Source organism: Pseudoalteromonas sp. AWH4_217, from assembly GCF_056161105.1.
The window spans coordinates 1-25,104 of sequence record NZ_JBSWYM010000035.1 but is presented as its reverse complement, the minus strand read 5'-3'; the positions used below and the strand labels follow the sequence as shown (position 1 = coordinate 25,104).

Annotated in this window: 22 protein-coding genes and 6 tRNA genes; 9 read left to right on the top strand and 19 right to left on the bottom strand. The window is 47.8% G+C overall.

Going from position 1 to position 25,104, the window contains the following annotated elements:
* Nucleotides 1-74 precede the first annotated feature (74 nt).
* The 6 genes from ACXAH1_RS23815 to ACXAH1_RS23790 form a co-directional block, all read right to left on the bottom strand.
* Nucleotides 75-150, bottom strand: a tRNA-Phe gene (locus ACXAH1_RS23815).
* 5 nt (nt 151-155) lie between these two features.
* A tRNA-Thr gene (locus tag ACXAH1_RS23810) sits at nt 156-231 on the bottom strand.
* Nucleotides 232-245: 14 nt separating this feature from the next.
* Nucleotides 246-321 (bottom strand) — tRNA-Phe (locus ACXAH1_RS23805).
* A 187-nt stretch (nt 322-508) separates the two neighbouring features.
* Nucleotides 509-584, bottom strand: a tRNA-Phe gene (locus ACXAH1_RS23800).
* 5 nt (nt 585-589) lie between these two features.
* Nucleotides 590-665, bottom strand: a tRNA-Thr gene (locus ACXAH1_RS23795).
* Between the two features lie 14 nt (nt 666-679).
* Nucleotides 680-755 (bottom strand) — tRNA-Phe (locus tag ACXAH1_RS23790).
* A 250-nt stretch (nt 756-1,005) separates the two neighbouring features.
* On the opposite strand from ACXAH1_RS23790, the gene ACXAH1_RS23785 reads away from it, so the two are divergent.
* Nucleotides 1,006-3,975: a hybrid sensor histidine kinase/response regulator gene (locus ACXAH1_RS23785; protein ID WP_475200142.1), complete on the top strand. Its 2,970-nt coding sequence runs from the start codon at nt 1,006-1,008 to the stop codon at nt 3,973-3,975.
* 43 nt (nt 3,976-4,018) lie between these two features.
* Here the strand turns inward: ACXAH1_RS23785 and ACXAH1_RS23780 are convergent, their stop codons facing one another.
* From ACXAH1_RS23780 to ACXAH1_RS23765, 4 genes are all read right to left on the bottom strand, one after another.
* Nucleotides 4,019-4,198: a hypothetical protein gene (locus ACXAH1_RS23780; RefSeq protein ID WP_253048474.1), complete on the bottom strand. Its 180-nt coding sequence runs from the start codon at nt 4,196-4,198 to the stop codon at nt 4,019-4,021.
* 143 nt (nt 4,199-4,341) lie between these two features.
* Nucleotides 4,342-5,475: a sodium ion-translocating decarboxylase subunit beta gene (locus ACXAH1_RS23775; protein WP_475200140.1), complete on the bottom strand. Its 1,134-nt coding sequence runs from the start codon at nt 5,473-5,475 to the stop codon at nt 4,342-4,344.
* A 10-nt stretch (nt 5,476-5,485) separates the two neighbouring features.
* Nucleotides 5,486-7,258, bottom strand: coding sequence for a sodium-extruding oxaloacetate decarboxylase subunit alpha (oadA, locus tag ACXAH1_RS23770; protein WP_475200138.1), 1,773 nt, complete (start codon nt 7,256-7,258; stop codon nt 5,486-5,488).
* 14 nt (nt 7,259-7,272) lie between these two features.
* Nucleotides 7,273-7,533, bottom strand: a complete 261-nt coding sequence (locus tag ACXAH1_RS23765) for an OadG family protein (RefSeq protein ID WP_253048487.1) — start codon at nt 7,531-7,533, stop codon at nt 7,273-7,275.
* 428 nt (nt 7,534-7,961) lie between these two features.
* On the opposite strand from ACXAH1_RS23765, the gene ACXAH1_RS23760 reads away from it, so the two are divergent.
* Complete coding sequence (locus ACXAH1_RS23760) at nt 7,962-8,438, top strand: YcxB family protein (protein WP_253048489.1); 477 nt, start codon at nt 7,962-7,964, stop codon at nt 8,436-8,438.
* Between the two features lie 52 nt (nt 8,439-8,490).
* On the opposite strand, the gene csrA is transcribed toward ACXAH1_RS23760, so the two are convergent.
* From csrA to ACXAH1_RS23730, 6 genes are all read right to left on the bottom strand, one after another.
* Complete coding sequence (gene csrA, locus ACXAH1_RS23755) at nt 8,491-8,682, bottom strand: carbon storage regulator CsrA (RefSeq protein ID WP_010386837.1); 192 nt, start codon at nt 8,680-8,682, stop codon at nt 8,491-8,493.
* 90 nt (nt 8,683-8,772) lie between these two features.
* On the bottom strand, nt 8,773-9,993 hold the full coding sequence (locus ACXAH1_RS23750; protein ID WP_475200134.1) for an aspartate kinase: 1,221 nt from the start codon (nt 9,991-9,993) through the stop codon (nt 8,773-8,775).
* Between the two features lie 3 nt (nt 9,994-9,996).
* Nucleotides 9,997-12,600 (bottom strand): alanine--tRNA ligase, encoded by a 2,604-nt coding sequence (gene alaS / locus ACXAH1_RS23745; RefSeq protein WP_475200132.1) that lies wholly within the window; start codon nt 12,598-12,600, stop codon nt 9,997-9,999.
* 38 nt (nt 12,601-12,638) lie between these two features.
* A complete protein-coding gene (locus ACXAH1_RS23740) occupies nt 12,639-13,109 on the bottom strand; it encodes a regulatory protein RecX (RefSeq protein ID WP_475200130.1) in 471 nt (156 codons plus the stop codon).
* Nucleotides 13,109-13,903, bottom strand: a complete 795-nt coding sequence (locus tag ACXAH1_RS23735) for a BPSS1780 family membrane protein (RefSeq protein WP_475200128.1) — start codon at nt 13,901-13,903, stop codon at nt 13,109-13,111. The genes ACXAH1_RS23740 and ACXAH1_RS23735 overlap by 1 nt, the downstream gene beginning before the upstream one ends.
* A 152-nt stretch (nt 13,904-14,055) precedes the next feature.
* Nucleotides 14,056-14,688 carry a GTP cyclohydrolase II gene (locus ACXAH1_RS23730; protein WP_054015491.1) on the bottom strand — a complete coding sequence of 211 codons (633 nt, stop codon included), beginning with the start codon at nt 14,686-14,688 and terminating at the stop codon, nt 14,056-14,058.
* 200 nt (nt 14,689-14,888) lie between these two features.
* On the opposite strand from ACXAH1_RS23730, the gene ACXAH1_RS23725 reads away from it, so the two are divergent.
* Genes ACXAH1_RS23725 through ACXAH1_RS23715 form a run of 3 tightly spaced genes read left to right on the top strand, consistent with a single transcriptional unit; the run spans nt 14,889 to nt 18,104 of the window.
* Nucleotides 14,889-16,118, top strand: coding sequence for a hypothetical protein (locus tag ACXAH1_RS23725; RefSeq protein ID WP_475200127.1), 1,230 nt, complete (start codon nt 14,889-14,891; stop codon nt 16,116-16,118).
* Nucleotides 16,118-16,555: a type 2 periplasmic-binding domain-containing protein gene (locus tag ACXAH1_RS23720; RefSeq protein WP_475200125.1), complete on the top strand. Its 438-nt coding sequence runs from the start codon at nt 16,118-16,120 to the stop codon at nt 16,553-16,555. Before ACXAH1_RS23725 ends, ACXAH1_RS23720 begins: the two co-directional genes overlap by 1 nt.
* A 40-nt stretch (nt 16,556-16,595) precedes the next feature.
* The gene (locus ACXAH1_RS23715; RefSeq protein ID WP_475200123.1) at nt 16,596-18,104 is read left to right on the top strand and encodes a diguanylate cyclase domain-containing protein; all 1,509 of its coding nucleotides are present in this window, start codon (nt 16,596-16,598) and stop codon (nt 18,102-18,104) included.
* Nucleotides 18,105-18,159: 55 nt separating this feature from the next.
* Here the strand turns inward: ACXAH1_RS23715 and ACXAH1_RS23710 are convergent, their stop codons facing one another.
* A complete protein-coding gene (locus tag ACXAH1_RS23710; RefSeq protein ID WP_475200121.1) occupies nt 18,160-18,666 on the bottom strand; it encodes a DUF3087 domain-containing protein in 507 nt (168 codons plus the stop codon).
* A gap of 189 nt (nt 18,667-18,855) precedes the next feature.
* On the opposite strand from ACXAH1_RS23710, the gene ACXAH1_RS23705 reads away from it, so the two are divergent.
* The 3 genes from ACXAH1_RS23705 to ACXAH1_RS23695 all read left to right on the top strand — a co-directional run bounded on the left by ACXAH1_RS23705 (nt 18,856) and on the right by ACXAH1_RS23695 (nt 20,727).
* Nucleotides 18,856-19,503, top strand: coding sequence for an energy transducer TonB (locus tag ACXAH1_RS23705; RefSeq protein ID WP_475200119.1), 648 nt, complete (start codon nt 18,856-18,858; stop codon nt 19,501-19,503).
* Nucleotides 19,504-19,577: 74 nt separating this feature from the next.
* Nucleotides 19,578-20,132 (top strand): RNA polymerase sigma factor, encoded by a 555-nt coding sequence (locus ACXAH1_RS23700; RefSeq protein ID WP_475200116.1) that lies wholly within the window; start codon nt 19,578-19,580, stop codon nt 20,130-20,132.
* Nucleotides 20,125-20,727 (top strand): hypothetical protein, encoded by a 603-nt coding sequence (locus ACXAH1_RS23695; protein ID WP_475200114.1) that lies wholly within the window; start codon nt 20,125-20,127, stop codon nt 20,725-20,727. The genes ACXAH1_RS23700 and ACXAH1_RS23695 overlap by 8 nt, the downstream gene beginning before the upstream one ends.
* A gap of 35 nt (nt 20,728-20,762) precedes the next feature.
* On the opposite strand, the gene ACXAH1_RS23690 is transcribed toward ACXAH1_RS23695, so the two are convergent.
* On the bottom strand, nt 20,763-22,139 hold the full coding sequence (locus ACXAH1_RS23690) for a Na+/H+ antiporter NhaC family protein (RefSeq protein WP_475200112.1): 1,377 nt from the start codon (nt 22,137-22,139) through the stop codon (nt 20,763-20,765).
* 230 nt (nt 22,140-22,369) lie between these two features.
* Between ACXAH1_RS23690 and ACXAH1_RS23685 the strand changes: the two genes are divergently transcribed.
* Entirely contained in the window at nt 22,370-23,218 is an 849-nt protein-coding gene (locus ACXAH1_RS23685) for a MurR/RpiR family transcriptional regulator (protein WP_475200108.1), read from the top strand.
* Nucleotides 23,219-23,225: 7 nt separating this feature from the next.
* Here ACXAH1_RS23685 and ACXAH1_RS23680 read toward each other — a convergent pair whose 3' ends face one another.
* A complete protein-coding gene (locus tag ACXAH1_RS23680) occupies nt 23,226-24,395 on the bottom strand; it encodes an exo-beta-N-acetylmuramidase NamZ family protein (protein ID WP_475200106.1) in 1,170 nt (389 codons plus the stop codon).
* Between the last annotated feature and the right edge of the window lie 709 nt (nt 24,396-25,104).

The window sequence follows — 25,104 nt, the reverse complement described above, 5'->3', positions numbered from 1 at the left end:
GTGTTCGATTGCGCCAACTAACTTAATTTAGAACAGAAAGTAAAAAGCCCCGCTAATGCGAGGCTTTTTAATAATGGTGCCCAGAGGCGGAATCGAACCACCGACACGAGGATTTTCAATCCTCTGCTCTACCGACTGAGCTATCTGGGCTAAAATGGTGCCGACTATCCGAGTCGAACGGATGACCTACTGATTACAAGTCAGTTGCTCTACCAACTGAGCTAAGTCGGCGCACCTTTTTAAAATGGTGCCCAGAGGCGGAATCGAACCACCGACACGAGGATTTTCAATCCTCTGCTCTACCGACTGAGCTATCTGGGCTAAAATTGGTTATATTGTGCTACTCTTTCGTCCATGAAGCGGTGGCCTGTCGTCGTCCTGACTCCACCTCAACAAGCTGCGAAGCAGTGCTTCGGTCTTGTTTCGCCCAACTGAGCTATCTGGGCTAAAACTTGCTATATTGTGCTGCTTTAAAGCAGGAATCTGAATTTCAGACTCAAAAAAATAATGGTGCCCAGAGGCGGAATCGAACCACCGACACGAGGATTTTCAATCCTCTGCTCTACCGACTGAGCTATCTGGGCTAAAATGGTGCCGACTATCCGAGTCGAACGGATGACCTACTGATTACAAGTCAGTTGCTCTACCAACTGAGCTAAGTCGGCGCACCTTTTAAAAATGGTGCCCAGAGGCGGAATCGAACCACCGACACGAGGATTTTCAATCCTCTGCTCTACCGACTGAGCTATCTGGGCGTGCGGCGTATTAAACGGGTTTTGCCTTGTTAAGTCAACTTTTTTTTTAAACTCCGTGTTTGACTGAACACTATTCCGACAAAACACGTTTAATCGATTAAATTTCCCGCTTTATTTGGCAATTTAAAGCCCTTTGTAACCTGATTTTATCACTTACCTTAGGTAAAAACGGGGAGAATTCATCCACTATAGGTGGTAGGATTGCACCAACAAAGAAACATAGCACAAAAGTTGGGTTCGGAATCACATAATGGAAAACTCGTCTCATACGAATATAAAGGGGTTTGTGCCTCTATTTATCGTCGTTACTATCATTATTGCAGCTATCTCGGCGGCCGCTGCCTTCACATGGCCAAGTAAAAACCAGGATAAAGCAGATTCCACCCCGCGGCCCGACCTTGTTTTGTTAGCCAAGGACATCTCAACGCCATTGTCACACGCGATGATGAAACTTGGGTACAATTATGCCAAACAGATACTCTCGGCATTTGAAGCCAGCAATCCGGACATAGAACTTTATCTATATAGTGACAGTGGCATAGGGCAACCTAGTCTGGTGTACCAAAGTAATGAGCAAAGTATTGCACCAATAAAACGACAGGCCAAAGTAGACCAGGGTGGGGAGCTCGTTGTACATCAACCTCTGGTATTGGATGACTTACCCGTTGGAGAACTGATTTTAAGATACGCCCCACAGCAGAGCGTCTCGAACGCAACGCCTGTGACCAGCATGTTGTTAGCCGTTTGTGCTTTGATCCTGACCATCGCCTTTGGCCTGTTTCTGAAACGCCAGATCATTGGCCGCCTGAGTAAAGACCTGACAGAGCTCAACGAAGAACTACAGCACCTGCTGGACCAAAAGTCTTACGATATTCATGTCACAGAGAAACTAAGCTTTGGATTGTCAAAAACAGCGATTGGCATCAATCAGCTGATCAATCAGATCCGTGATATTATTCAAGGTAATCAGGCTGCGCAAAGAGAGTTAAAACAGCTACAAACCAGTTTAGAGTCTGAAGTTCAGGCCAGAACGCTGGCACTGGAAAAAGCCACATTAAATGCCGAACGTGCCAGTGAAGCGAAAACAACTTTCCTCGCGACCATGAGCCACGAGATAAGAACACCCATGAATGGTGTTATTGGCACCATTGACTTGTTGCGTCAGACTGAGTTGGACGGCGCGCAACATCGCCTGACCACCATTATTCGTGATTCCGCTTTCTCGTTACTGGGAATACTCGACGACATACTCGACTTCTCTAAAATTGAAGCCGGTAAGCTTCAGATGGACAATAGCGCGTTTTCTGTGGCGGAGACCATAGAAGAAGTGGCAAGAGTCCTCTCATCCGTGGCCAGAAAACGTAAGCTGGATCTGCAATTGTCTGTTGCACCAGATATCCCCAACAATCTGGTAGGTGATGCAGTGCGCGTTCGTCAGGTACTATACAATCTGTGTAGTAACGCGATTAAGTTCACGACCTCAGACGACGCAAGACGCGGCTTTGTAAAAATTGCGGTAGAAGTAGCGCAGAACACCTCTGAACACTACACCTTGCGCTTTACCGTCACCGATAACGGCAAAGGCATGACCCAGGCGCAGCTTAGGGAGATTTTTAACCCCTTCATTCAAGCCGAAGGCTCTATTACCCGAGAGTATGGCGGTACGGGACTGGGCTTATCAATCTGTAAAAGTCTGGTTGAACTGATGCTGGGATCCATTCACGTGAGTTCTGACATAGGTATGGGCAGTGAATTTGTAGTAGAACTGCCATTTAGCGTCAAAGGTAAAATCGCCTATGCAAATAAAGCGGTACTAAACAGTCAAAGGGTTGTGGTACTGACCCATGCCCAGGCTCGCCGCAACATTGTTGGCCGTTACTTGTCATTTATGGGCGCAGATACTGTGGTGCTAAAAGAGGCCGACGAGCTCAGCGAATATCAATACGACAGCGATGTGATCTGGGTACTGGACGGCCTGGATGGCATGGACAAAGTGAATGGCCAGCTGCGCGATTTACTCTACTCAATCGAACACAACAATCAGCAAGTCATTGTGCTTAGCACTATGGATGAGCCTGCGCTCAACCACGACCGTATCTTCTATCTCAACGCTGCGCCTTTGTGCAAATCGAGCTTTATGACAGCCGTACTGGTCGCAGCGGGTCTTCATCAGCCTAAGAAACTCAAGCCTTCGCGCTCATTGAACAAATACCTGAATGTCGAAGATGCCAGAGCTGCTAATAAGCTGGTGTTGCTGGTAGAAGACAATGTACTGAATCAGCAGGTACTGACCGATCAGTTACATTTATTAGGCTATGGCGTAGAAGTCGCTGAAAACGGTGAAGAAGGCCTGGCTCGCTGGCAACAGTCCCATTACCCCATTATTCTTACCGATCTGCACATGCCAAAAATGTCAGGCTACGACATGGTTGCTAAGATCCGTGAAGAAGCGGAACAAGCAGAAGACATTAATGCTCAGCCTTATATCATTGCAATCACGGCCAATGCCCTGAAAGGTGAGCGTGATCGCTGCCTGGCAGCCGGCATGAATGATTACATCACTAAGCCGGTCGAGCTCAATGTACTCGAGGCAACACTGGACACCTGGCAACAATCAACAGGTGCAGCACAAAAACAACCTCACACAGAACAAACAGAGGTGAGTGGATCCAAAGCTGCGACCACTGAACCGGTAAGTGCACCTCTTCAGCAAGCACAGGAACCACAGGTTCCAGAGAAAAAGCAGGAATCACAGCCGCAAAATACAGAGTCGGAGACTGTCGATCAGCAGCGCGTTGACCCAGTAGATGAGAGCACAGTGGCGGAGGAGCCTGACGACAGTGCAGAACCAGCTCAATCAGCGCCAGAGGAGCCGATTGACTTAGCGCAGCTGGATAAGTATGTCAACCATGACGCCAATAAACGATTGCGGTTTTTCCGGATGTATCTCGAGCAAAGTAGTGAACTGGCCAGAGATATCAATGGTGCCGTCATTTCTATGAGTCAGGAAGAAATAGTCGAAGCCTGTCATCAGCTCAAATCCATATCAAAAACCATTGGTGCACACCGTGTTGCTGATATGGCCACTCAGTTCGAGCATCGTTGTAAAAATGAAGAGCTGACCAGTGATGAGCTGATCCACTTGCGTGACGCACTTGAAACAGAGTACCAGCAAGCAACGGAATTTATTCAGCGTTACTTGCAATCACAAGTCGATTAATCATACTAAGTGCACTCAGCAGCTTGCTACTGAGTGCACACCATTAGCCCTGCACCATCCCGTATATCAGACGAATCACGATAGAAATCATCACCAGAGGTAAAATATACTTCCCGTATTTCTGCATTTTATCGAGCCCAACTCGACTTTGGTACTTTTCGAGTAAAGGGATCAGGATCAGCAAGGCGACTATCAAGCTTGCCAGAATTATCAGAACATTCAAAACTACGCGCTCCTTTTATTAATGGTGTTACCATGCCATAGCAGTGGCCAGTTTGCCAAGTGTCGGGCGGTGTCTAATTTGAAGGTCCAGAGCACGGAAGAAAAAAGCGCGAAGCATAACTTCGCGCAACAGGTTGGAGAGTGTTAACCGACAAGTGCAAGCAAAATGCCTGCGGCAACGGCACTTCCAAGTACGCCTGCCACATTGGGACCCATTGCATGCATTAATAAAAAGTTGTGTGGATTGCTTTCCAGACCAACCTTATTTACAACCCGGGCAGCCATAGGTACTGCGGATACGCCAGCAGCCCCAACAAGCGGATTAATCGGGCTGTCACCGGCAAAGCGATTCATCATCTTCGCCATATAGACGCCAGAGGCTGTACCTATGCTAAAGGCCACCGCACCCAGTACCAGGATCCCTATGGTCTCTACGGTCAGAAACTGATCTGCGGCCAATTTAGAGCCCACTGCTAATCCAAGGAAAATAGTTGTAATATTAATGATTTCGTTCTGGGCAGAATTGCTCAGACGATCAACCACCCCAGACTCTTTCATCAGGTTACCCAGGCAAAACATGCCAACCAGTGGGGTTGCAGCAGGCAGGAATAACAGTGTCAGTGCCAGAACGCCCAGAGGAAACAGGATCTTCTCCTGCTTTGAGACAGCCCTCAACTGTGGCATCGTAATATTGCGCTCCTCTTCTGTGGTCAACAGACGCATAATGGGTGGCTGAATAATCGGCACCAGCGCCATATAAGAATAAGCAGCAACCGCAATGGCCCCTAACAATTCCGGAGATAAGCGCGATGCAAGGAAAATTGCAGTCGGGCCATCAGCCCCTCCGATAATGGCAATCGCGGAAGCATCTTGCAGGGTAAACTCGAAGCCAGGTACATAGTTCAGTAAGATGGCCCCAAATAAAGTCGCAAAAATACCAAACTGAGCAGCCGCCCCCAACAGCAACATCCTCGGGTTGGCAATTAAGGCACTAAAATCCGTCAATGCGCCGACGCCCATAAAGATCAGTAACGGAAACACACCACTGTCTATACCTATATAGTAAACGTAGTAGAGCAGCCCACCAGGATCTGCCAGACCCGCGACGGGTATATTGGTCAGAATGGCACCAAAGCCAATTGGCACCAGCAATAAAGGCTCAAATCCTTTTGCAATTGCCAGATATAGTAGCCCACAGCCGACCGCAATCATTGCCAACGCTGGTAAAGTCAGGTTGGCCAGCCCAGTCGCTGACCACAGATTAAATAGTCCGTCCATCAAACATCTCCTAGGCCAGCTCTACAATGGCATCGCCAGCCGACACTGAGTCACCTTCGTTAACCAGGATATCGGCAATCTTACCGCTGTGGGTCGCCCGCACTTCGGTCTCCATCTTCATCGCCTCCATAATCAATACCAGATCGCCCTGCTCTACTACATCCCCTCGTCGAGCATGCAATTTAAAAATATTACCCGCCAAAGGTGCGTTTAGCGTTTCACCACTGCTGACCGATGCCGATTGTGGCATTAGCTCACTGTCCTTCACCGCGACTTCCTGTAATTCCCCACCAGGTGCTACCAACACGTTATACACTTTGCCATCCACCTGGACGCTATAACGCTCCTGCGCTGATTTCGAGCGTGTCGGTTTAGGTGCCGCAGAGTCACTCTGTACCAGCTCAGGTTTAGGCTCGAATGCCTCTGGATTATTTCGGTTTTGTAGAAATTTCAGGCCAATTTGCGGAAACAAGGCATAAGTAAGCACATCATCAACCACGGCTTCACTAAGACTCAACTGCAGACTGCTCGCCTTCTCCAGTAAGTCAGATTCAAGCTGTGCCAGCTCTGGCTCGATTAGGTCTGCCGGGCGGCAGGTGATCGCTTCTGCTCCATCGAGTACACGCTGCTGCAAAGCTTGGTCGACCGGTGCGGGTGTTTTCCCGTATTCGCCTTTGAGGACACCCGCGGTTTCTTTGGTGATGGTTTTGTAGCGCTCTCCTGTCAGGACATTCAGTACCGCCTGAGTTCCGACGATTTGAGAGGTCGGTGTCACCAACGGCAAAAAGCCCAAATCTTGACGTACAGATGGGATTTCCTTGAGCACCTCATCAAGACGGTCTCCAGCTCCTTGCTCTTTGAGCTGATTTTCCATATTGGTCAGCATACCTCCCGGAACTTGCGCCGATAAAATACGCCCATCAACCCCTTTTAGACTGCCCTCAAAAGCTGCGTACTTTTTACGGACATCACGGAAGTAAGCGGCAATTTCTTCAAGTTGCAATAAGTCCAGTCCGGTATCCCGTTCAGTGCCCTCAACGATCGACACCAAAGTCTCTGTGGCACTGTGACCATAAGTCATACTCATGGACGAGATGGCGGTATCCAGCATATCGATGCCTGCATCCACCGCTTTTTGGTACGTTGCGGTACTCAGGCCCGTAGTAGCATGACATTGCATGGCGATTGGAACAGACACCGTGTTTTTCAGTTCACGGATCAACACTTCGGCATCATAAGGTTTTAGTAAACCTGCCATGTCTTTAATACAGATTGAATGGCACCCCATTTGCTCCAACTGCTTCGCCTGCGCCAGCCACATATCCAGGGTATGTACCGGGCTGACCGTATATGAGATGGTACCCTGCGCATGTGCCCCCACTTTAATGGCTGCACGTATAGCGGTTTCCAGGTTGCGTACATCGTTCATAGCATCGAAAATTCGGAATACATCGACACCATTGTGGTGAGCACGCTCAACAAACTTTTCAACGACATCGTCAGCATAATGCCGATATCCCAACAAGTTCTGGCCACGCAACAACATCTGTTGCTTAGTGTTGGGCATAGCCTCTTTTAGAGCGCGGATCCGATACCAGGGATCTTCACCCAAATACCGTATACAGGCATCAAAAGTGGCTCCTCCCCAGGATTCGACTGACCAGTAACCAATCTGATCCAGTTTCTCAGCAATTGGCAGCATATCTTCCAGTCGCATACGAGTGGCTAATAGCGATTGATGTGCATCGCGCAGTACCAGTTCTGTAAGTTTGAGCTGTGACATAAAGGACCCCTTGATTATTTTTCTGATTGGAAGTGCTGATTGCGGTATTGTGAAATCGCAGCGCTGATAGCTGCCAGATGCTCACCGGGTACCTGTTCTTCACTCGTCGGCTTTGATTTAGTTCTCCGCGAACTTGGTGGTGTCTGTTCTGCCGGAGCAGCAAACCTGGATAACCCTTTCACTGCGATGATCAAAATAGACAAAAATACGAACACCCCGACCATGCCGGTCAGCATTAAGTTGGCGGCCTGAGCCAGTAAGGCTGTAATGTCCATCTCTGCTCTCCCCTTGTTGTTAACATTTTTTACGTGACATCATGCAGATACAATAGATAGCCACAATTTATAGATATTTATGCAATCATCATAGCAAAACAGGTCGCTTTGTAAACTCACGTGTAAATTGGTATTACCAATTGAAATAAACACATAAATTCAACCTGTTACAATATTCCAAATGAATATTTAATGAAAACAGCCAAATAAATATGAAAAATAGTCAAGATACCTGACAAAAATAGAGAGGTGGCATAAAAAATATTCACTGAGGCAGCGACCCAGAACGGAAACATACAATTGGTATGACCAAGAAAGGCATTTCTTTAGACTGTTAACAATTACCAAGCGAGGTAATCCGCAGTTTACGTAAAGTCGCTCACGCAGGCGAATTAGAGGTATAATGGGAGGATGAGATAACTGGAGTTGTGTTTGTGTTTCACTGCGAATTTACACTGGATAAAAATTACTTTCGTGAATGTTTCGATCAATCATTGCCTTACAGCAACGTAAGCAAGCCCAAGTACGCGCTGGTCGCGTTCTTGTTCATTCTTGGTTGCGTTTCAATTTATGGCCTCAACAACGCATACTTAGGTAACTTTTTGATTTTGCTAGCCGTTTTAGAGTGCATTGCACACTATTATCGACGCCCCTGGTGGGTAGCAAGGCAAATGGTTACCCGTGCCAGTGGCAGTAAAATAACACTGGAAATTGATGAGCAGGGGATCACAGCAACCAACCCTTATAAGTCATATCAGATACGTTGGGCGGATGTGAATGAGATCGCGGAAACGGAATTAGGTGTGGTTCTAGTACGAGCAGGTACAAATCAATACATCTCAAAAAAAGCCCTGTCCAGCGACGCACTAAACTTTATTCTGAGCAAAAAAAATAGCCACGAATGAGTGGCTACTTTCTCGAATTCTACCGGGCATGGACGCCGGGAATGGCCGTGTCTTACATATTACCCGTTGTTGGGTTAGACTTTTCAGCCTGAATACGCATGTAGATCTCTTCACGGTGTACAGAAACATCTTTAGGGGCGTTAACGCCAATACGAACTTGATTTCCTTTAACACCTAATACGGTTACAGTTACTTCATCACCTATCATTAGAGTTTCGCCTACACGGCGAGTTAGAATTAGCATTCTCTTGCTCCTGTTATTCCAAAATTTAAAAGATTCCGCGTCTTGTTCATTTTAATGAAAAGTTTCCGTAAAAGTAAGCAAAATTATTGCTTAATCGTCACTTTCCAGCTTAAAAGCGTCATGCAGAGCACGTACTGCTAACTCAAGATATCGCTCATCGATTAATACTGAAATCTTTATTTCTGAGGTTGCAACTAACAAGGGTGAAATATTCTCTGCCGCCAGCGCAGAAAAGAATGTTCCGACATTCGCTGAATGCGATTTTAACCCCACCCCTACCGCTGATATTTTTGCAACCGCTGAGTTACTGACGATTTCAACTGCCCCAAACGTATGCTGATGCGTCTTGAGCACATCCAGCGCCTGCAGATGATCATTGCTATGCACAGTTAAAGCATAGTCTATTTTGCCAGTCTGTTGATTCATTTGACTGATCATGTCTACTTCTATGGCATATTCACCAAAGAGTGACAAGATTGCAGCCAAGGTTGCAGGGCTCTCAGGTACCTGTCTGACTATCAGTAGACACTCATCTTTCTGATGGGCAATCCCTGATACCACCTTATTATTCATGGGGTTGTCCTCGTAGTTTATCAAGGTCCCGGCATCTGGCTTAAAGGTAGATAAAACCCGCAATGGTAATTTATAACGCCCCGCGGCCTCAACTGAGCGTATCTGCAACACCTTAGCACCTAAACTCGCCAACTCCAGCATCTCCTCAAAAGTGACCTGAGTCATACGGCGAGCTTTGGGTTCGATACGGGGATCACAGGTGTAGACACCATCCACATCAGTGTAGATCTGACACTCATCTGCACCAAGCGCGGCTGCTATTTCGACCGCACTGGTATCCGTTCCGCCCCGGCCCAGGGTGGTAATATTACCTTCCTGATCACGCCCCTGAAAACCAGCAATGATACTGATATGATGCTGCTCCAGCTCTTGTCGCAGGCGAGCCGTCTCAATATGTGTGATACGCGCCCGGCCAAACATGTTGTCAGTGTAGATACCGACCTGTTCAGCCAGCATACTGATCGCGGAGTGGCCACGTTTGATAATGGCCATCGCCAGCAAAGCAATGGACACCTGCTCACCCGTAGTAAGCAGAACGTCGAGCTCTCTGGGATTGGGCTGTGTATCTATCTGTTTGGCAAGCTCAATCAAACGATTGGTTTCACCAGACATCGCCGACAGCACCACCACAACTTGATGGCCAGCCTGTCGGGTTCTGACGACCAAGTCGGCGACCGCTTCGATGCGGTCAATAGACCCCACCGAAGTGCCACCAAATTTTTGAACAATGAGCGCCACGTGTTATTGCGTTTTCTCAGCCAGCCATGCAGAAACACTGGCCAGTGCCGCATCCAGGTTTTGAGGTTCAGAACCGCCAGCCTGCGCCATATCCGGACGGCCGCCACCTTTACCACCCACCTGAGCAGCCATATGGTTAACCAGCTCGCCCGCTTTCACACGGCCAACCAAGTCTTTGGTCACGCCCGCAATCAAGCTGACTTTATCACCATTGGCTACGCCCAGCGCAATAACCCCTGAGCCCATCTTGTTTTTCAGGTCGTCAACCATGCCACGCAGTGCTTTTGACTCAGTACCAGCCACATTGGCGATCAACACTTTGATACCATTGATTTCAATTGCAGACTCAAGCAAAGATGCACCCGCAGCACTGGCCAGCTTGTCATTTAGCTGAGACACCTGCTTCTCCAGGCCTTTGGCTTTCTCGATCAGAGCCGCGACTTTATCCAGTGCGCTGCTATTATCGCCTTTCACTAACGCCGCAATCTCTGCCAGGGTTTGTTCCTGACTGGCCACATAATTAATGGCTTCAGCACCGGTTACCGCTTCGATACGGCGTACACCGGCAGCAATACCGCCTTCAGACACAATCTTGAACAAGCCAATGTCACCGGCGCGTGATACGTGTGTACCACCACACAGTTCGATAGAGTAATCGCCAATCGAGACTACGCGCACTTCGTCGTCGTATTTTTCGCCAAACAGCGCCATTGCGCCCTTTTCTTTGGCCGCATCAATGTCCATTAACTCAGTATTGAGTGCGAAGTTTGTACGGATCTGGGCATTGACGGCATCTTCAATGTCACGCAGCTGTGCTTTACTCACCCCTTCGAAGTGAGAGAAGTCAAAACGCAGCTTGTCTGCCATGACCAAAGAGCCTTTTTGAGCAACATGCTCGCCCAGCGCCTGACGCAGCGCTTCGTGTAAAATATGTGTCGCTGTGTGGTTTTTCTTAATGTCTTCACGACGCGCGGAATCCACCTGCGCATCCGCTTTGTCATTCACACCAATACGGCCTGTAACCTGACCATGGTGCGCAATGGCATTACCCAGCTTTTGCGTGTCTGTAACAACAAACTCACCCGCTGCCACTTTCAGGCTACCGGTATCACCAACCTGACCACCTGATTCGGCGTAAAACGGCGTGCGGTCCAGTACCACAATACCCGTTTCACCGTCTTCAAGTACTGAAACAGACTGACCTTCTTTGAACAGCTCCACCACAGTACCGGTGTAGTGAGTGGCATCATAGCCTTTAAAGTCTGACGATTTTTCAGATTTCAGCTGCTCGTTGTAGTCGGCTCCAAATTTACCGGCCTGCTGAGCCATTTTACGCTGAGTTTCCATACAGTCTTTAAAGCCGCGCTCATCGATAGTCATAAAGCGCTCACGGGCTACATCGGCGGTCAAATCCGCCGGGAAACCATAGGTATCATAGAGCTTAAACACCACATCACCCGGGATCACGTCACCTTCCAGAGACGCCAAGTGCTCTTCCAGGATAGCCAGACCACGGTCTAATGTCTTGCCAAACTGCTCTTCTTCAATACGCAGGACTTTTTCAATAATGGCACCTTGCTTGACCAGCTCAGGGTAAGCGTCACCCATCTGCTCACTCAGTGCACTGACCAACTGATAGAAGAATGCGCCTTTGGCACCCAGCTTGTTACCGTGACGTACTGCACGGCGAATAATACGACGCAATACATAACCGCGCCCTTCATTAGATGGCATCACACCGTCTGCAATCAAAAAGGCACAAGAGCGAATGTGGTCAGCAATCACTCGCAGCGATTTATCTTCAAGGTCCTGTGCACCTGTGACCTTGGCAGCGGCAGCAATCAATGCCTGAAACAGGTCAATCTCATAGTTGGAGTGCACGCCCTGCATGATTGCAGAAATACGCTCAAGGCCCATGCCTGTGTCAACTGATTGCTTAGGCAGTGGCTCCATCGTGCCATCGGCATGACGGTTATACTGCATAAAGACCAGGTTCCAAATCTCAATAAAGCGGTCACCGTCTTCTTCCGGTGAGCCCGGAGGTCCGCCCCAGATCTCTTCGCCATGGTCAAAAAAGATTTCAGAACAAGGACCACAAGGACCTGTGTCACCCATCGACCAGAAGTTGTCCGATGTCGCGATACGAATGATCTTATCTTCCGGAACCCCCATTTCTTTCGCCCAGATGTCGTACGCTTCCTGGTCTTCATGATAAACAGTCACCAGCAGCTTTTCTTTGGGAAGCTTGATTTCTTCTGTCAAAAACTCCCAGGCAAAACGAATGGCGTCTTTTTTAAAGTAATCACCGAAACTAAAATTCCCCAGCATTTCGAAAAAGGTATGGTGACGCGCGGTATAACCCACATTTTCCAGGTCGTTATGTTTACCACCTGCACGCACACAGCGCTGTGAGCTGGTCGCTCGGTTATAAGGACGTTTTTCACCACCTAAAAACACATCTTTAAACTGCACCATTCCGGCATTGGTAAATAACAACGTGGCGTCATTACCCGGGATCAGTGAACTTGAAGGCACCACCTGGTGTTGTTGTTTGGCAAAGTAGTCAAGAAAGCTCTGCCTTATCTGTGCGGTCGTCATCTGCTGCATGTGCTCATTACCCTTTTTTGCTGCGCTAGTGACAGACACTACTCACTCTGTGAGTGTGTCTCAATAGCATAATCTATTTCGTCATAACGGAATCCGCGCGACATCATATAGCGAATTCGTTTTGACTTTTCTTTGTAATCCAATTGATTTGTCGACCGGCTATATTTTTTTTCGTAGGCGCGTAATGCCACACTAAACCAGTCGACTTCTTGTTCTTCTATTAAGTGTTGTAAATAAGATTTATCGATACCTTTACGTTGTGCATCCATCATAACACGTTTTTCACCCAACCCTTTGGCAACTTGCTGTGACAAAAAGCTGGCACTGTAGCGTTTATCATCGAGATAGCCCAACGACTCCAGCCAATCAAGCAGGCGTGTAATATACGTCTCTTCAGCGTCTTTTGCCCGTAACTTTTGGGCCAGTAACTGACGTGAGTATTCCTGTCGGGATAACAACCAAAGTGCGTAATTCTTTAGCTTCTTTTCATGTTCCTGCTTTTCATCCATCAGGCATCAAACCGGCCACTTTGTGTTTGTGACTGTGACGATGCATCATCTGAGGGTGCGGGTGGTTCCGAAGTGGAGACAATCGCCTGAAATGACACAAAAAAGCCAATGTAAGCAATCGGCATCACGACAATCAGCGGCACTAAAGACATGGGGATGCACAATAGCATGAGCATGGCAACCAAAGCACCAAACACCGTCAGTGGCGCCATATTACGATAAAACACGGTTAATGACTGTTTCATGGCCTGAATAATGCTCACTTCCCCCCGGAAGAAAACAAGAGGCAACGCATAGGCAAACGCCATCATAGCAACCGATTGCACCACGACGAAAATAGCCACATCCGCAAATGTTATCTGAGCAAGTACTTGCGCAAACACATCAGCCTGCTCGCTCTGTTCATCAACGCTTTGTAGCATTTCCAGCGCAGGGCCAAATAATACACTCAGTAAGGCGCTCAAAAGCAGTGCCACGCCCATTTGGTACAAGCCGAATCGAAACAGATTCAGTCGCCGGCCTTTAGTAGAAAACGGAGCCAATATATCGGCCAGCGTAATGCCCTGACCCTGCTGTTTTTTCACCACAGCCAGATAAAAGCCGGCAGTGAGAAACGGCGATGCTAAGACTGCAACCAGTTGCAACGGTGGAAAGACAAATGGCACCAGGCTCACAACAACCATGAGCAGGTACATCATTACAAAAGTAACAGGTTGGGATTTGAAAATAATCCATCCGGCTTTAAGCCATTGCAAACCAAACCCTGCGGTAAACGTTTTAAATTCTGTTGGCATATTCATCAATTCGTTGTGAAACAAGTCGATTATACTGGGTCATAGAGGGACTTAAAAGCTCAGACTGGGGAAATTTCAACTCCTTGCCGACAGGCGAGTGAGCCGACACTGGTCAAACGGACAATTCGACCGGCCAGTGTCATAGCACAAACCTACATTTCATCCTGTTTCTTGATCTTTTTTATATCAAGCATGTGCGACCCATGTTTCACCTTAGTTTCCAGATAGTTGCGATTCCCGGCAACACCCACTTTGACATGGGCATGGGTGCCCACAACTTCTTCAACCTGGATCCCTGCCTCTCTTAGCGCATTGAGCTTACGGGGGTTATTTGTCATCAGACGAACATGATCCAAACCCAAAGCCTGTAGCATCAGGACTGCATCCGAAAAGTCCCGTAAATCATCAGCAAATCCAAGGTGGTTGTTAGCTTCATAGGTATTCATGCCCTGTGACTGCAAAACATAGGCATCAATCTTGTTATACAGACCAATCCCTCTGCCTTCCTGGCGCAAGTACAGCAACACACCTCCCTGCTGGTGCATAGCTTCAATACTCTCGTTTAGCTGCTCGCCACAATCACATCGTGATGAATGAAATACATCACCAGTCAGACACTCAGAGTGCATTCTGATCAGTGGTACTGACTGCTCGCTGTCGGCACGATTAAACACCAGGGCAACATGCTCCTGGCCATCTTTTAACCCTTCAAATGAGACGATTTCTGCGGGGATATGACTACGCTGCCCAACATTCAGCTCAACTCTTGCTCTTACTTGTGCCACGACTACAAAATACCTAATTGCAAAGATGTGATATTATCACAAAAAATACTATAACTGACTATATGGTGGCAAAGCCACCCACTTACAAGTCCTCAGACTAAATACTGGCAAATACACCGAACAACGCTAGGCTATTAAGAACTGCTCAGTGTCGCTCGCACTAGTGCATTTCTACTGAAATAATATCTTAATGGTAACTGATGCGCTCGAAAATTGTGATGTTTTTATACTTGGTCTGGGGCCTCTCAATACCGGCTCTGGCTAATGACGTCAAAGTGGATGGTTTTGCCACCCTGGATATCAACATCAGCAACTCTCAAACTGCGGGGATCAGACACGTGATCTCTCAACCAGACGCCAGTTATCTGGGTGAACCCAGTTTGGCGAACTCTTCTATTGGGGTACAACTCGAATGGCAATCTTCTTCGCAACTACAATGGGTTGCGCAGACCGTATTAAAAGAGCGTAAAGAGTACAAACTTGATTACCTCATTCAAATGGCCTTTGCTCGTTATACCTTGACGCCTAACTGGCAGCTGCGTATTGGCCGGACAGGCCTTGACCTGTATATGATGACGGAATTTCGGGATATTGGTTATGCCTTCAATTACGGCCACCCTCCGACCGAGTTTTATGCGGTGGTTCCGCACCAAAACATGGACGGCATAGACATTACCTACACTTACCCTCTTGAGGAAAGTGTCCTGTCTTACAAGTTCTTTAGCGGAAAATCGAGCGCACCGATAATTAGCGACGATGACTTTATGTGGGATGTAGAATTAGACTCTATCTATGGCTTAAGCCTGTCTGCGCAAACTAAAAATTGGTTGTTGCGCACCAACTACACCACAACCAAAGCCGGTAATACCAATGAACAACAGAAGCTATTGCTAAATGCGTTACAGCAAATACCACAAGCGATCTGGCCAACACGACAGGCATTAATTGACTCACTCCAGATTAAAGGGAAGCGATTTAATTACTTTACACTCGGTGCCAAGTACGACGATAGCCATTGGATAATGCAAAGTGAGATCTCTTATATCGATTCAGCCTCTGAGGTACTCAATCACCTTAAAGCCGGCTATATCAGCGTCGGTATGCACATCGATGACGACACCTGGCTGATGACTTTAAGCGCAGCAAAATCAAATAATCGCATTGATCCTGGGCCTTTGCTCACCACGCCTCAACTCACCAGCTTGTATCAAGGCGTGATCAGGCATACCAACTTCTATTTGATAGACCAGCATACCTGGTCTGTCAGTTGGCGCCGTAGTTTAACGTCGACGCTGGCTGCGAAAATTCAGCTGGACCATACCCAAGTAGAGCAACTGCCATCCGCATTCTATCTCCATAAAGAGTTATCTTCTGTAAACCATGACAACGACTTTCAGTCTCTGGGGCTGAGTCTGAATTGGGTGTTCTGATGCAGCTCTGGACACTCGTGCGTTTTGCTTTATGCGTGTTGTTGTTGATTACTAGTACAGCAAAAGCCGCCGACTCACTGGTAGTCATTGTACATCGTGATAATCCCAATCAACAGCTATCTGACTATCAGTTAATTGACCTATATATGGGTAAATACACCGCTTTCCCGGATGGCACATTAGCCACCGTACTGGATTATGATCAGGGCCATCCGTTACGTGCAAAATTTCTCACTACACTAACGGGCCGCCCGATGAGCCAGATCAACGCATATTGGTCACAGGTAAAATTTAGTGGTAAAGCCTCTTTTCCACAGGCGTATCAGTCAATCGAGGCTATACTTGAAGAGGTCGCATCTACACCAGATGCAATAGGTTATGTGCCCGAGGCGGCACTAACAGAGGACGTCAAAGTGGTGTATCGTTTTGTTCAATAAACACAGTTTGATCACACGGCTAACCCTTTTACTGAGTCTGATGACACTGCTCTTCAGTGTGATCTATGCCAAGCTATATTATCGACATGTCTTTGAAGAAGAGCTAGCCCGATCGAGTGGCATTGTTTTGCAGATTGGCAAAACGGTGTCTTCCACCGCATCTATCGCCGCCTATCTGGAAGACAAAGATTTAGCCACTGAAGTCGTTAATGGTTTGGTCAGCAACGATATTATTTTATCTGCAGCTCTAGTCAGTAAAGACACCTTGCTGGCTAAGAGTATATTGCACAGTGGTCCTGGTAGTATCCAGATTCACCTCGTTAATCCCTTCTTTTTGTCTGAAAACATTGGCACCATACATATTGCTCCTAACACACAGATCATTGAGCAAAATGCTCGCAACATTGCATTAGGAGGCGTCAGAACCATGCTCGTGGTGATCTTGCCTATCATCCTCTTGCTAACGGCACTGGTATACTGGCAGGTCACCCGACCTCTGAATCACCTTGGCAAGCAGTTGGCAAGGATCCTGCCCGGTAGCGCACAGCGCCTGCTGGTCGATAAACACGCTTGTCACAATGAGATTGGCCGTATTGAACTAGGCATTAATGCCCTGCTGGATAAAGCAGAAACCCTGTTTGAGCAGGAGCGAAGTCTGAGGGCAGAAGTCGTCGAGCTAGAGAAACGCTTTCGACTGATGTTTGAACAGTCTTCCTCTCCCACCTTGTTAGTCAAAGATGAGGGGGATATTTTGTTAATTAACGACGCAGCCAAAGATTTACTGGTGGGCATGGGTGTCGATGTAGACGAGCGTTTTCCGGAAAATCTGGGCCTGTATTGTAAAACACCAGATATCCTGTATACCTTCACCGAAAACAGTATCAAGCAAAAACAGGTAATGCAGTCTGAATTTGAGTTTATTAATCCACTCACTCAGTCCACTGTCTGGCTAAGCATTATTATGCTCAATACCCTTAGCGACGGTAAGTGGTATTTTCAGGTATTTCTTGCCGACATTACCTTGCGTAAAACCATGCTGAACCAGCTCAACAAGCGTGCTCAGCGGGATAGTCTGACGGGGCTTTATAACCGTTACGGCGCAGAGCTCTTGCTATTGGACTGGATAGACAATCAGTACACCTTTAGCCTGATGTTGATCGACCTGGATAAGTTTAAGCCCATCAACGACGTTTACGGTCATAATGCTGGAGACGCACTGCTCAAGCACATAGCCAGCCAGCTATCTGGCACTATGGATTCAACCGACCTGGTATGCCGCTGGGGAGGCGATGAATTTTTGGTGGCTCGGTTGGACATTACGCAGCAAGAGCTCACTCGTTTGGCCCAGACCCTGCTCGAATCAATTAATCAGCCAATGTCCTTTGAGCACCGCGATGGGCAAACAGAACTGGCTGTGGGTGCCAGTATCGGCATAGCGCATTTTCCTCAGCATGCGGAAAATCTGAAAGGCCTGGTGGAGTGTGCCGATGTCGCCATGTACAGCATCAAAAAAACCTCACGGAACAACTTCACTTTCTATTCCAGCTAAAGACCTTGTGTCATACTTGCGCCGCTAAAATGCTTTTATGCCTGCCTCATATAGGCTAGAACTTTTCCAACAAAGAGGCGTCATATTGAGCCAGGTCCAGCGTCACCTGATACTGTTTAGTCAGCGCATCAAGCTCCGCCTGCCAAATACCCAATTCTTCCATAGTCAACGTATTGTCGTCCAGCTGCCACAACTGACGTGAACCACTGTAACTAAACTGCATTGCTAGCATTGCATCTACATCACCTTGTTGCGCTGCTGTTTTTACCTTAGCCATTTTCCGGGTGACTTTATTGAGCGCCTGTTTGAGTTGCCAGACATAATTCACCTCATACATAAACGGGTGATACTGCACCTGTTTGAGCACCACAGCGATTATCGCACACGTCAGCACCACCCCAGTCAGGTTCCAGTGAAAGTGACTGCCATCCGGATCCGGAAAGGCAACTATCAAAATCCGTGCAAACCCTAAGCTGCCCGCAACCAGAGCTACAATGCATGCTGCGATCACTATGTTCAGGTGCTTTCTGTAACGTGTTTTATCTATATCCAGTAGTTGCATTTTTTCTCCCACATGCCGTAAAACTATCATGCCGGCCAAGCCATAAAGCCTTTTGTGATGACCAGATAGTCAGGTAATCTGTTTCGCTATTTTGCGCATTCTAACGTAATCGGAAAAAAAAACGCTAACTAGTTCACCCCTTTTTGACCTCAGCACCGTTTTATAGATAAATCATCAAGGAGTATGCCTATGAACGGTCAATTTTTAGCAGAACAATCACCCCGCCCTTATCAAACACTGAATAAAGTTTTACTGTCGTTTATAGGTGCCTGTGGTGTCACCTTCGCTGCGTTTGCCTTTATGCAGCATCTGATCAGTCAGGAACTGGAGTTTAAACAAAATCCGATCACCTATACCCCGGTTTCTTTGCCTACGTTGAAAAAAGATAGCCCGGTCGAAGTCAGAGACAAGCTACCACCTCCACCAAAGCCTGTGGCCAAGGCCCCACCAAAGCCGACACTGAACGCTGAAGAGCCGCTCATTGGTCTGGCCGGGTTAGGATCCGCGCCCACCATAGAAACAGGTCCGATACAAATGAGTACCCTGATGACACCGACAGACAATCAGGCTACGCCGATCGTTCGGGTTGAACCTCGCTATCCAGTCACCGCTGCGCGAGATGGCACACAAGGCTGGGTTGAGCTGCATTTTACAATTTCAGAAACAGGAACCGTCATCGATGCCCGGGTTGCCAATGCAGAGCCTAAGCGCGTGTTCAACCGTGAAGCGCTTAAAGCGTTGAAACGCTGGAAATATAGACCCCAAATCATCAATGGTCAGCCTCAACCACAGCCTGGACAAAAAGTCGTGCTGGAGTTCAAGCTCAACCAGAATTAATATCAAGGCTGTGCATCAGTGTAAATCTGCCTGGTGCACTTGTTGGGCGCACATATAACAATAAGGAAACGCCTATGCTACTTGCTCTAAAAAACTGGCTGGCGGCAACCGAACCGGAGCCAGCTGATCCTTTACATGCGTTTAAACTGAGCGGAGAGAATAAGTATCTTGAACTGGCTATAGATAAATACAACCATGATTTATATCACTTTTTACTTACCCAAAGTGACAGTGAACTGGCTAAAGATGTGTGTCAGAAAACCTGGCTGACGGTCGTGGAGAAACGCCAGGCTTATCATACCAGTCAGGCGCCCAAGGCCTTTTTGTTCAAAGTGGCCAGAAATGCGCTGATCGATGAGCTACGTCGGCAAAACAAGTTAGCCTATTTGGAGAGCCCAGAACAGCACATGCCTGCTCAGGCAGAACACGAAACACACTCACATCAGCCCTTGTACAACGCAATTCTGTCGCTGCCTTTAGCGCAAAGAGAAGCAATAAGCCTGCAACTGGAAGGGTTTTCCCTGCAACAGATTGCCAGTATTACGGATTCTGCACAGGAAACCATCAAAACCCGACTACGCTATGCGCGAGCCGCGCTGAAAAACGAATTAGGAGCAGATGATGAATAATCAGTCACCAACAGATCAGCTCAAACAGGCTTATCAGCAAGCCAAGAAACAAAGCAAACCGTCTGCATTTGATCAGCGGCACCTAAAACACATTTGTCGCGCTGCGAACTCCGGCCCTAAGCAGATCAGCTGGTGGCAAAGAAGCCAGTGGATCCTGGCATGCGGCGCACTCATAGTGTTGGCTACTGTCATGATAACTCAGGAGCAATCTCAACATGCAGCATTGCCCGTGTACGCTCTGAGCTTTGATGACTATGAGCAGGTCGAAACCCACAGTGTTGAGCAGGGCCATTATGTCACGCATATCCGGGAACAAAAACAAGCGCTTGATAAGCACTTTGACCAACAGCATCAGCAGCTCAACGAGCAACGCTTTTATGGTCGGCTGGTTCACAGTGATAATGATACCTGGTTTGTCGCTGACTGCCGTAGTAAGACCCTGTTAGAAATTAAGCAGTCGGTGCTGAATGCACTGCAAGATGTAACCGAATTTTCAGAGCTGTCACAGGGTCAGATGTTAGCATTGGACAAAAACACAGAGGGTCATCTAACGACCATAATTCCTGCACCAGGAAATGTGTATGCTTGTCCTTAACGTCGCCAGCCTGACTCGGCTGGCGAATGGCCAACTTAAATCATCACCACGCTGGCAATAAAGAAGCTGATCAATGCCAGCGCTCCGCCCACCATAGCGTAAGGAAGTTGAGTTTTAACATGGGTCAGTAAATCACACCCAGAAGCCAGAGCAGAAACCGCGCTGGTGTCTGAAATCGGAGAACAATGATCACCAAAAATACCCCCACTGAGTATCGCACCAACAACCAACGACGGTGGTAGCCCCAGAGTCTGGATCAATGGTACACCGATGGGGATCAAAATCGCAAAGGTTCCCCAGGAAGTACCTGTGGTGAAAGACATCACCGCACCAGTTAAGAACAGCACAGGCACAATAAAGTACACAGGTAAGTAATCACCTACTAATGATGCCACAAACACTCCGGTACCCAACTCTTTTAGGCTTGCACCCAAAGTCAGAGACAGCAAAACAATACTGACCAAAGGCAGTAGTTCACCCATGCCTTTAAAGCCCACATCAACCAGTTGTTGATGCGTAAAATGACGTGCCTTGAGTAGCAGTAAGTAAGCCACTGCGGTTGCCAGGACCGTGGCATACAAGACAGACTTCGAGCCGCTGCCCTGAGCCAATTCACCACCACCTGTCCACAACATAAAGCCCAGCATACTGATGATGAGCGTAGCCAATGGCACTAACATAAAGCGCGCCTTACTGGCGGCCGGACCTTTGTCAATTTCCTGGTCCTGCTTTGCCAGTGCTTGCTCCGCCACTTTCATCGGACCATGGACTTTATCGAAAACAATGGTGTAAAAGACGATAAGCAAAGCGATGATGGCGTAAAAATTAAAAGCCACACTGCCCCACAAAATACTGACGGCCGACTGCTCCAGCTCATAGTTGCTCAGCAGCCCCAGCACATAAGCTCCCCAGCCATTGAGTAGAATAAGAATACACACAGGGGCGCTGGTACTGTCGATGATATAAGCAAGTCGTGCGCGGCTCATTTTAAATTTGTCGAACAGACCCCGTGACACGATCCCTGAAGTCAGCACACTCATGTTCGACTCTATGAATACAGCCATACCAGTGAACATAGTCAACAGACCAACCTGGCGCTTGCTCTTTGCCACTCCGATATTGAGCAACCTGTTAACCGTTGCTCCGACTCCACCAGACTCTCTGATGTATGCCAGCAGCGCACCAATAGCGATACTAAACAACAGGATCCGGCTGTTACCTGGGGAAGTTGCCACACTCACGATGCGCTCAATACTATTAATAAAGGTGGTAAAAAGCGCATTACCCTCGCCATTGAGGGCAAGCAGAAATTCTGAAGAGATCAACGCCAGGATCAGCGCCACAATGACCTCTTTACGCCAGAACACCACGGCAATGGCTATCAAAGGCGGTAAAATCGAATACCAGGACATAGGTTCCCTATTACTAATTATTAGATCAAGCTGTAAACCCGTTAGCTTAAATAGTTGCGTGGAAAAATCCAAGCTTTTCCCGGCTGAATTTACAAACGCAACAAAAAGAACTTATTTAGGTACCAACCAGATTAAAAAGCGCAATAATATATCTTTCCGATCTATCACATTGTCATCTTTGAACCTATAATATGGACATCTCTGTTAATACAGGTTACCAAGTGAAGCGCATGTCTACTTTTATTAAAATAAAGGCATTAAGGCCAACTCTCTCACAAAGTGAGGCAAAACTCGCCGACTTTACCCTTAGTTCGGGGACTCAGATACGTACCTTGTCGTCAATTGAGCTGGCCAAAGCAGCCGGCGTCAGTCAGTCAAGTGTCGTAAAGTTTGCACAAAAATTAGGTTACCGGGGTTTCCCGGCGTTCAAACTCGCTGTTGTGGATGCCCTGAATGAGCAGGCTTCTGCTCAGGAGTCTCGCTCTACACAGTTTGAGCAGAATGACTCTTTGGCAGATATCAGCGAAAAACTCATTGCCAATCAGCACAAAACCCTGACCGCAACGCAAAAGCTCAATAACGGTTCAGAGTTTGAACGCACGGTACAGATTCTGAAAAGCGCACGTAAAGTACTGATCTGTGCAAAAGGGGCGTCAGGGTCTGTCGCCCAAGACTTTGCATTTAAACTGCAAAAGGTGGGGATTTCAGCAGTCTGCCATAGTGATGAATACAGTGCTGCCAGCTATATCGCCTCACTGGGCAAAGAAGATTTACTGATAGTTATCAGCAATTCCGGTCAGACCAAGGCACTACTTAAATTGGCCGAACAAGCGAAACTGAATGAGTGCCGTTTATTTGCAATTACTCGCTTTGGCGACTCTCAACTGAGCGAACTCGCCGATTATGTACTCTACACTGTTCAGGAAACGGAGCCAGTTAGCCACAGTGCGATACTTACACGTGCATCGCAGTGCTACCTGATAGATACGCTTTTTGTCTCTCTGGCACAGTCCAACCTACACTGGCAACGCCGCATTGATCGGGCCAATGATAATATGCGTGCTATTTTCCACGACTAAAGTCATATTATCGTTTATAAAGCAGGTAAGGCAGACGGCGTGTCTTAAACGTCTGTACTTCCTGCTGCCAGATTGCTTCTATCTGATGTGCTTTTAGACCCTGTGCCAGTGCCAGGCGGACCACATCGGTTCCTGCCAACTTGTCAAAGAAGCCGGGAGAGTTAATCAGTACTTCATTGTGCTGCGTAAAAGCAGCTTGTGCCTGCACTAACCAGTCTAACGAGAACCCACGTTGTTCTGAATGCCGCAGATCCGTGGCGAATACGGCCTTTCCCTGTAACTTAGGATGAGCTGCGACACCTGGTATTGCGCGTGGCGTAAAAGCCAATGGGCCAAGTCGGATTTGGTCGTGACCAAAGACCTGAAATGGAAAATCACTCCCTCGCCCCACGGATACACGCGTAGCCTCGAACAGGCACAAAGACGGGTAAAGATAAATTGCCTGTTGATTGGGTAAATTGGGACTCGGTGCGATAGGCAGCACATACTCATGCTGAGCACTGTAATCGGCAACGGGGACCACTGTAAGACTAAGAGTGCCATCACCGGCCAGCCACCTTTCACCCGCTATCATACGTGCCAGCTCACCCAGTGTCATCCCATGTAAAATCGGCACCGGGACCATACCGACAAAGGAACGAAAGTGATTATCCAGAACAGGGCCCTCAACGTAGGCAATATTGGGGTTTGGTCGGTCTAACACCAGGTAACTGAGACCATTTTGCTGAGCCGCTTCCATGGTCAGAAACATCGTACTGAGGTATGTGTAAAAACGCACGCCTACATCCTGGATATCGAATACCAGAATATCAATGTCTGTGAGTTGTTCAGGTTTTGGTTTTTTATTGGCGCCATATAAAGAGACTATGGGTACCCCTGTTTTCGTATCCTTACCATCAGTAATGTAAACTCCAGCCCCCCTGTCTCCCCTAAAACCATGTTCAGGAGCAAAGATCCGAGCCACATCTACCTGATGGTCTATCAGGTAATCCAGCAAGTGCTGGCCATGCGCTCGCGCACTTTGGTTGACCACCAGTCCCACCCGTTTGCCTTTTAGTAATGGCAGATACTTGTCACCGCGCTCGGCGCCGACCTGAATGGCGTCGACCTGCCATGAAAAAGCCAGTGTGATGATGCTGATAGCAAGTATCAGGAAAGAATATATAGGCTGGCGCACAAAATGCCTGCTGAGAAAAACGAAGGGTACGAGAATTGTGTGTCGCCACCTCTTCATTTGCAACTATTTAAGATAGGGCGACGCAGACCGACAATTAATTATCGTCGCAGCTTGTTGAACGCGAAACACGGATGTCGATAACACGAGCCGGGAGCTCTCCACACGGGTGTGTGCCCACTTCTAATATGTACCAAACTACAGACACAAAAAAACCGACTTTCGTCGGTTGATTGCTCACTTCCTAAAGTAGAAGTGGCGGACGCGGGACGTACTTTGTGGAGAGTGAACCTCCGACCGCCTGGTTCGTAGTCAGGTACGCTATCCAGCTGAAACACAAACCCCAAATTACAGGCACAAAAAAACCGACTTTCGTCGGTTGATTGCTCACTTCTTAATAAGAAGTGGCGGACGCGGGACGTACTTTGTGGAGAGTGAACCTCCGACCGCCTGGTTCGTAGCCAGGTACCCTATCCAGCTGAAGTAACTCACACCAAATTTCAGACACAAAAAAACCGACTTTCGTCGGTTGATTGCTCACTTCTTAAATAAGAAGTGGCGGGCTCGGGACATCTTTTGTGGAGAGTGAACCTCCGACCGCCTGGTTCGTAGCCAGGTACTCTATCCAGCTGAAGTAACTCACACCAAATTTCAGACACAAAAAAACCGACTTTCGTCGGTTGATTGCTCACTTCTTAAATAAGAAGTGGCG

Excerpts from the sequence above, each read along its gene's own strand:
- ACXAH1_RS23785 (WP_475200142.1), top strand. The coding sequence starts at position 1,006 with ATGGAAAACTCGTCTCATACGAATATAAAGGGGTTTGTGCCTCTATTT.
- ACXAH1_RS23775 (WP_475200140.1), bottom strand. The coding sequence starts at position 5,475 with ATGGACGGACTATTTAATCTGTGGTCAGCGACTGGGCTGGCCAACCTG.
- oadA (WP_475200138.1), bottom strand. The coding sequence starts at position 7,258 with ATGTCACAGCTCAAACTTACAGAACTGGTACTGCGCGATGCACATCAA.
- ACXAH1_RS23765 (WP_253048487.1), bottom strand. The coding sequence starts at position 7,533 with ATGGACATTACAGCCTTACTGGCTCAGGCCGCCAACTTAATGCTGACC.
- csrA (WP_010386837.1), bottom strand. The coding sequence starts at position 8,682 with ATGCTAATTCTAACTCGCCGTGTAGGCGAAACTCTAATGATAGGTGAT.
- alaS (WP_475200132.1), bottom strand. The coding sequence starts at position 12,600 with ATGCAGCAGATGACGACCGCACAGATAAGGCAGAGCTTTCTTGACTAC.
- ACXAH1_RS23740 (WP_475200130.1), bottom strand. The coding sequence starts at position 13,109 with ATGGATGAAAAGCAGGAACATGAAAAGAAGCTAAAGAATTACGCACTT.
- ACXAH1_RS23735 (WP_475200128.1), bottom strand. The coding sequence starts at position 13,903 with ATGCCAACAGAATTTAAAACGTTTACCGCAGGGTTTGGTTTGCAATGG.
- ACXAH1_RS23725 (WP_475200127.1), top strand. The coding sequence starts at position 14,889 with ATGCGCTCGAAAATTGTGATGTTTTTATACTTGGTCTGGGGCCTCTCA.
- ACXAH1_RS23720 (WP_475200125.1), top strand. The coding sequence starts at position 16,118 with ATGCAGCTCTGGACACTCGTGCGTTTTGCTTTATGCGTGTTGTTGTTG.
- ACXAH1_RS23715 (WP_475200123.1), top strand. The coding sequence starts at position 16,596 with ATGACACTGCTCTTCAGTGTGATCTATGCCAAGCTATATTATCGACAT.
- ACXAH1_RS23710 (WP_475200121.1), bottom strand. The coding sequence starts at position 18,666 with ATGCAACTACTGGATATAGATAAAACACGTTACAGAAAGCACCTGAAC.
- ACXAH1_RS23705 (WP_475200119.1), top strand. The coding sequence starts at position 18,856 with ATGAACGGTCAATTTTTAGCAGAACAATCACCCCGCCCTTATCAAACA.
- ACXAH1_RS23700 (WP_475200116.1), top strand. The coding sequence starts at position 19,578 with ATGCTACTTGCTCTAAAAAACTGGCTGGCGGCAACCGAACCGGAGCCA.
- ACXAH1_RS23695 (WP_475200114.1), top strand. The coding sequence starts at position 20,125 with ATGAATAATCAGTCACCAACAGATCAGCTCAAACAGGCTTATCAGCAA.
- ACXAH1_RS23690 (WP_475200112.1), bottom strand. The coding sequence starts at position 22,139 with ATGTCCTGGTATTCGATTTTACCGCCTTTGATAGCCATTGCCGTGGTG.
- ACXAH1_RS23685 (WP_475200108.1), top strand. The coding sequence starts at position 22,370 with ATGTCTACTTTTATTAAAATAAAGGCATTAAGGCCAACTCTCTCACAA.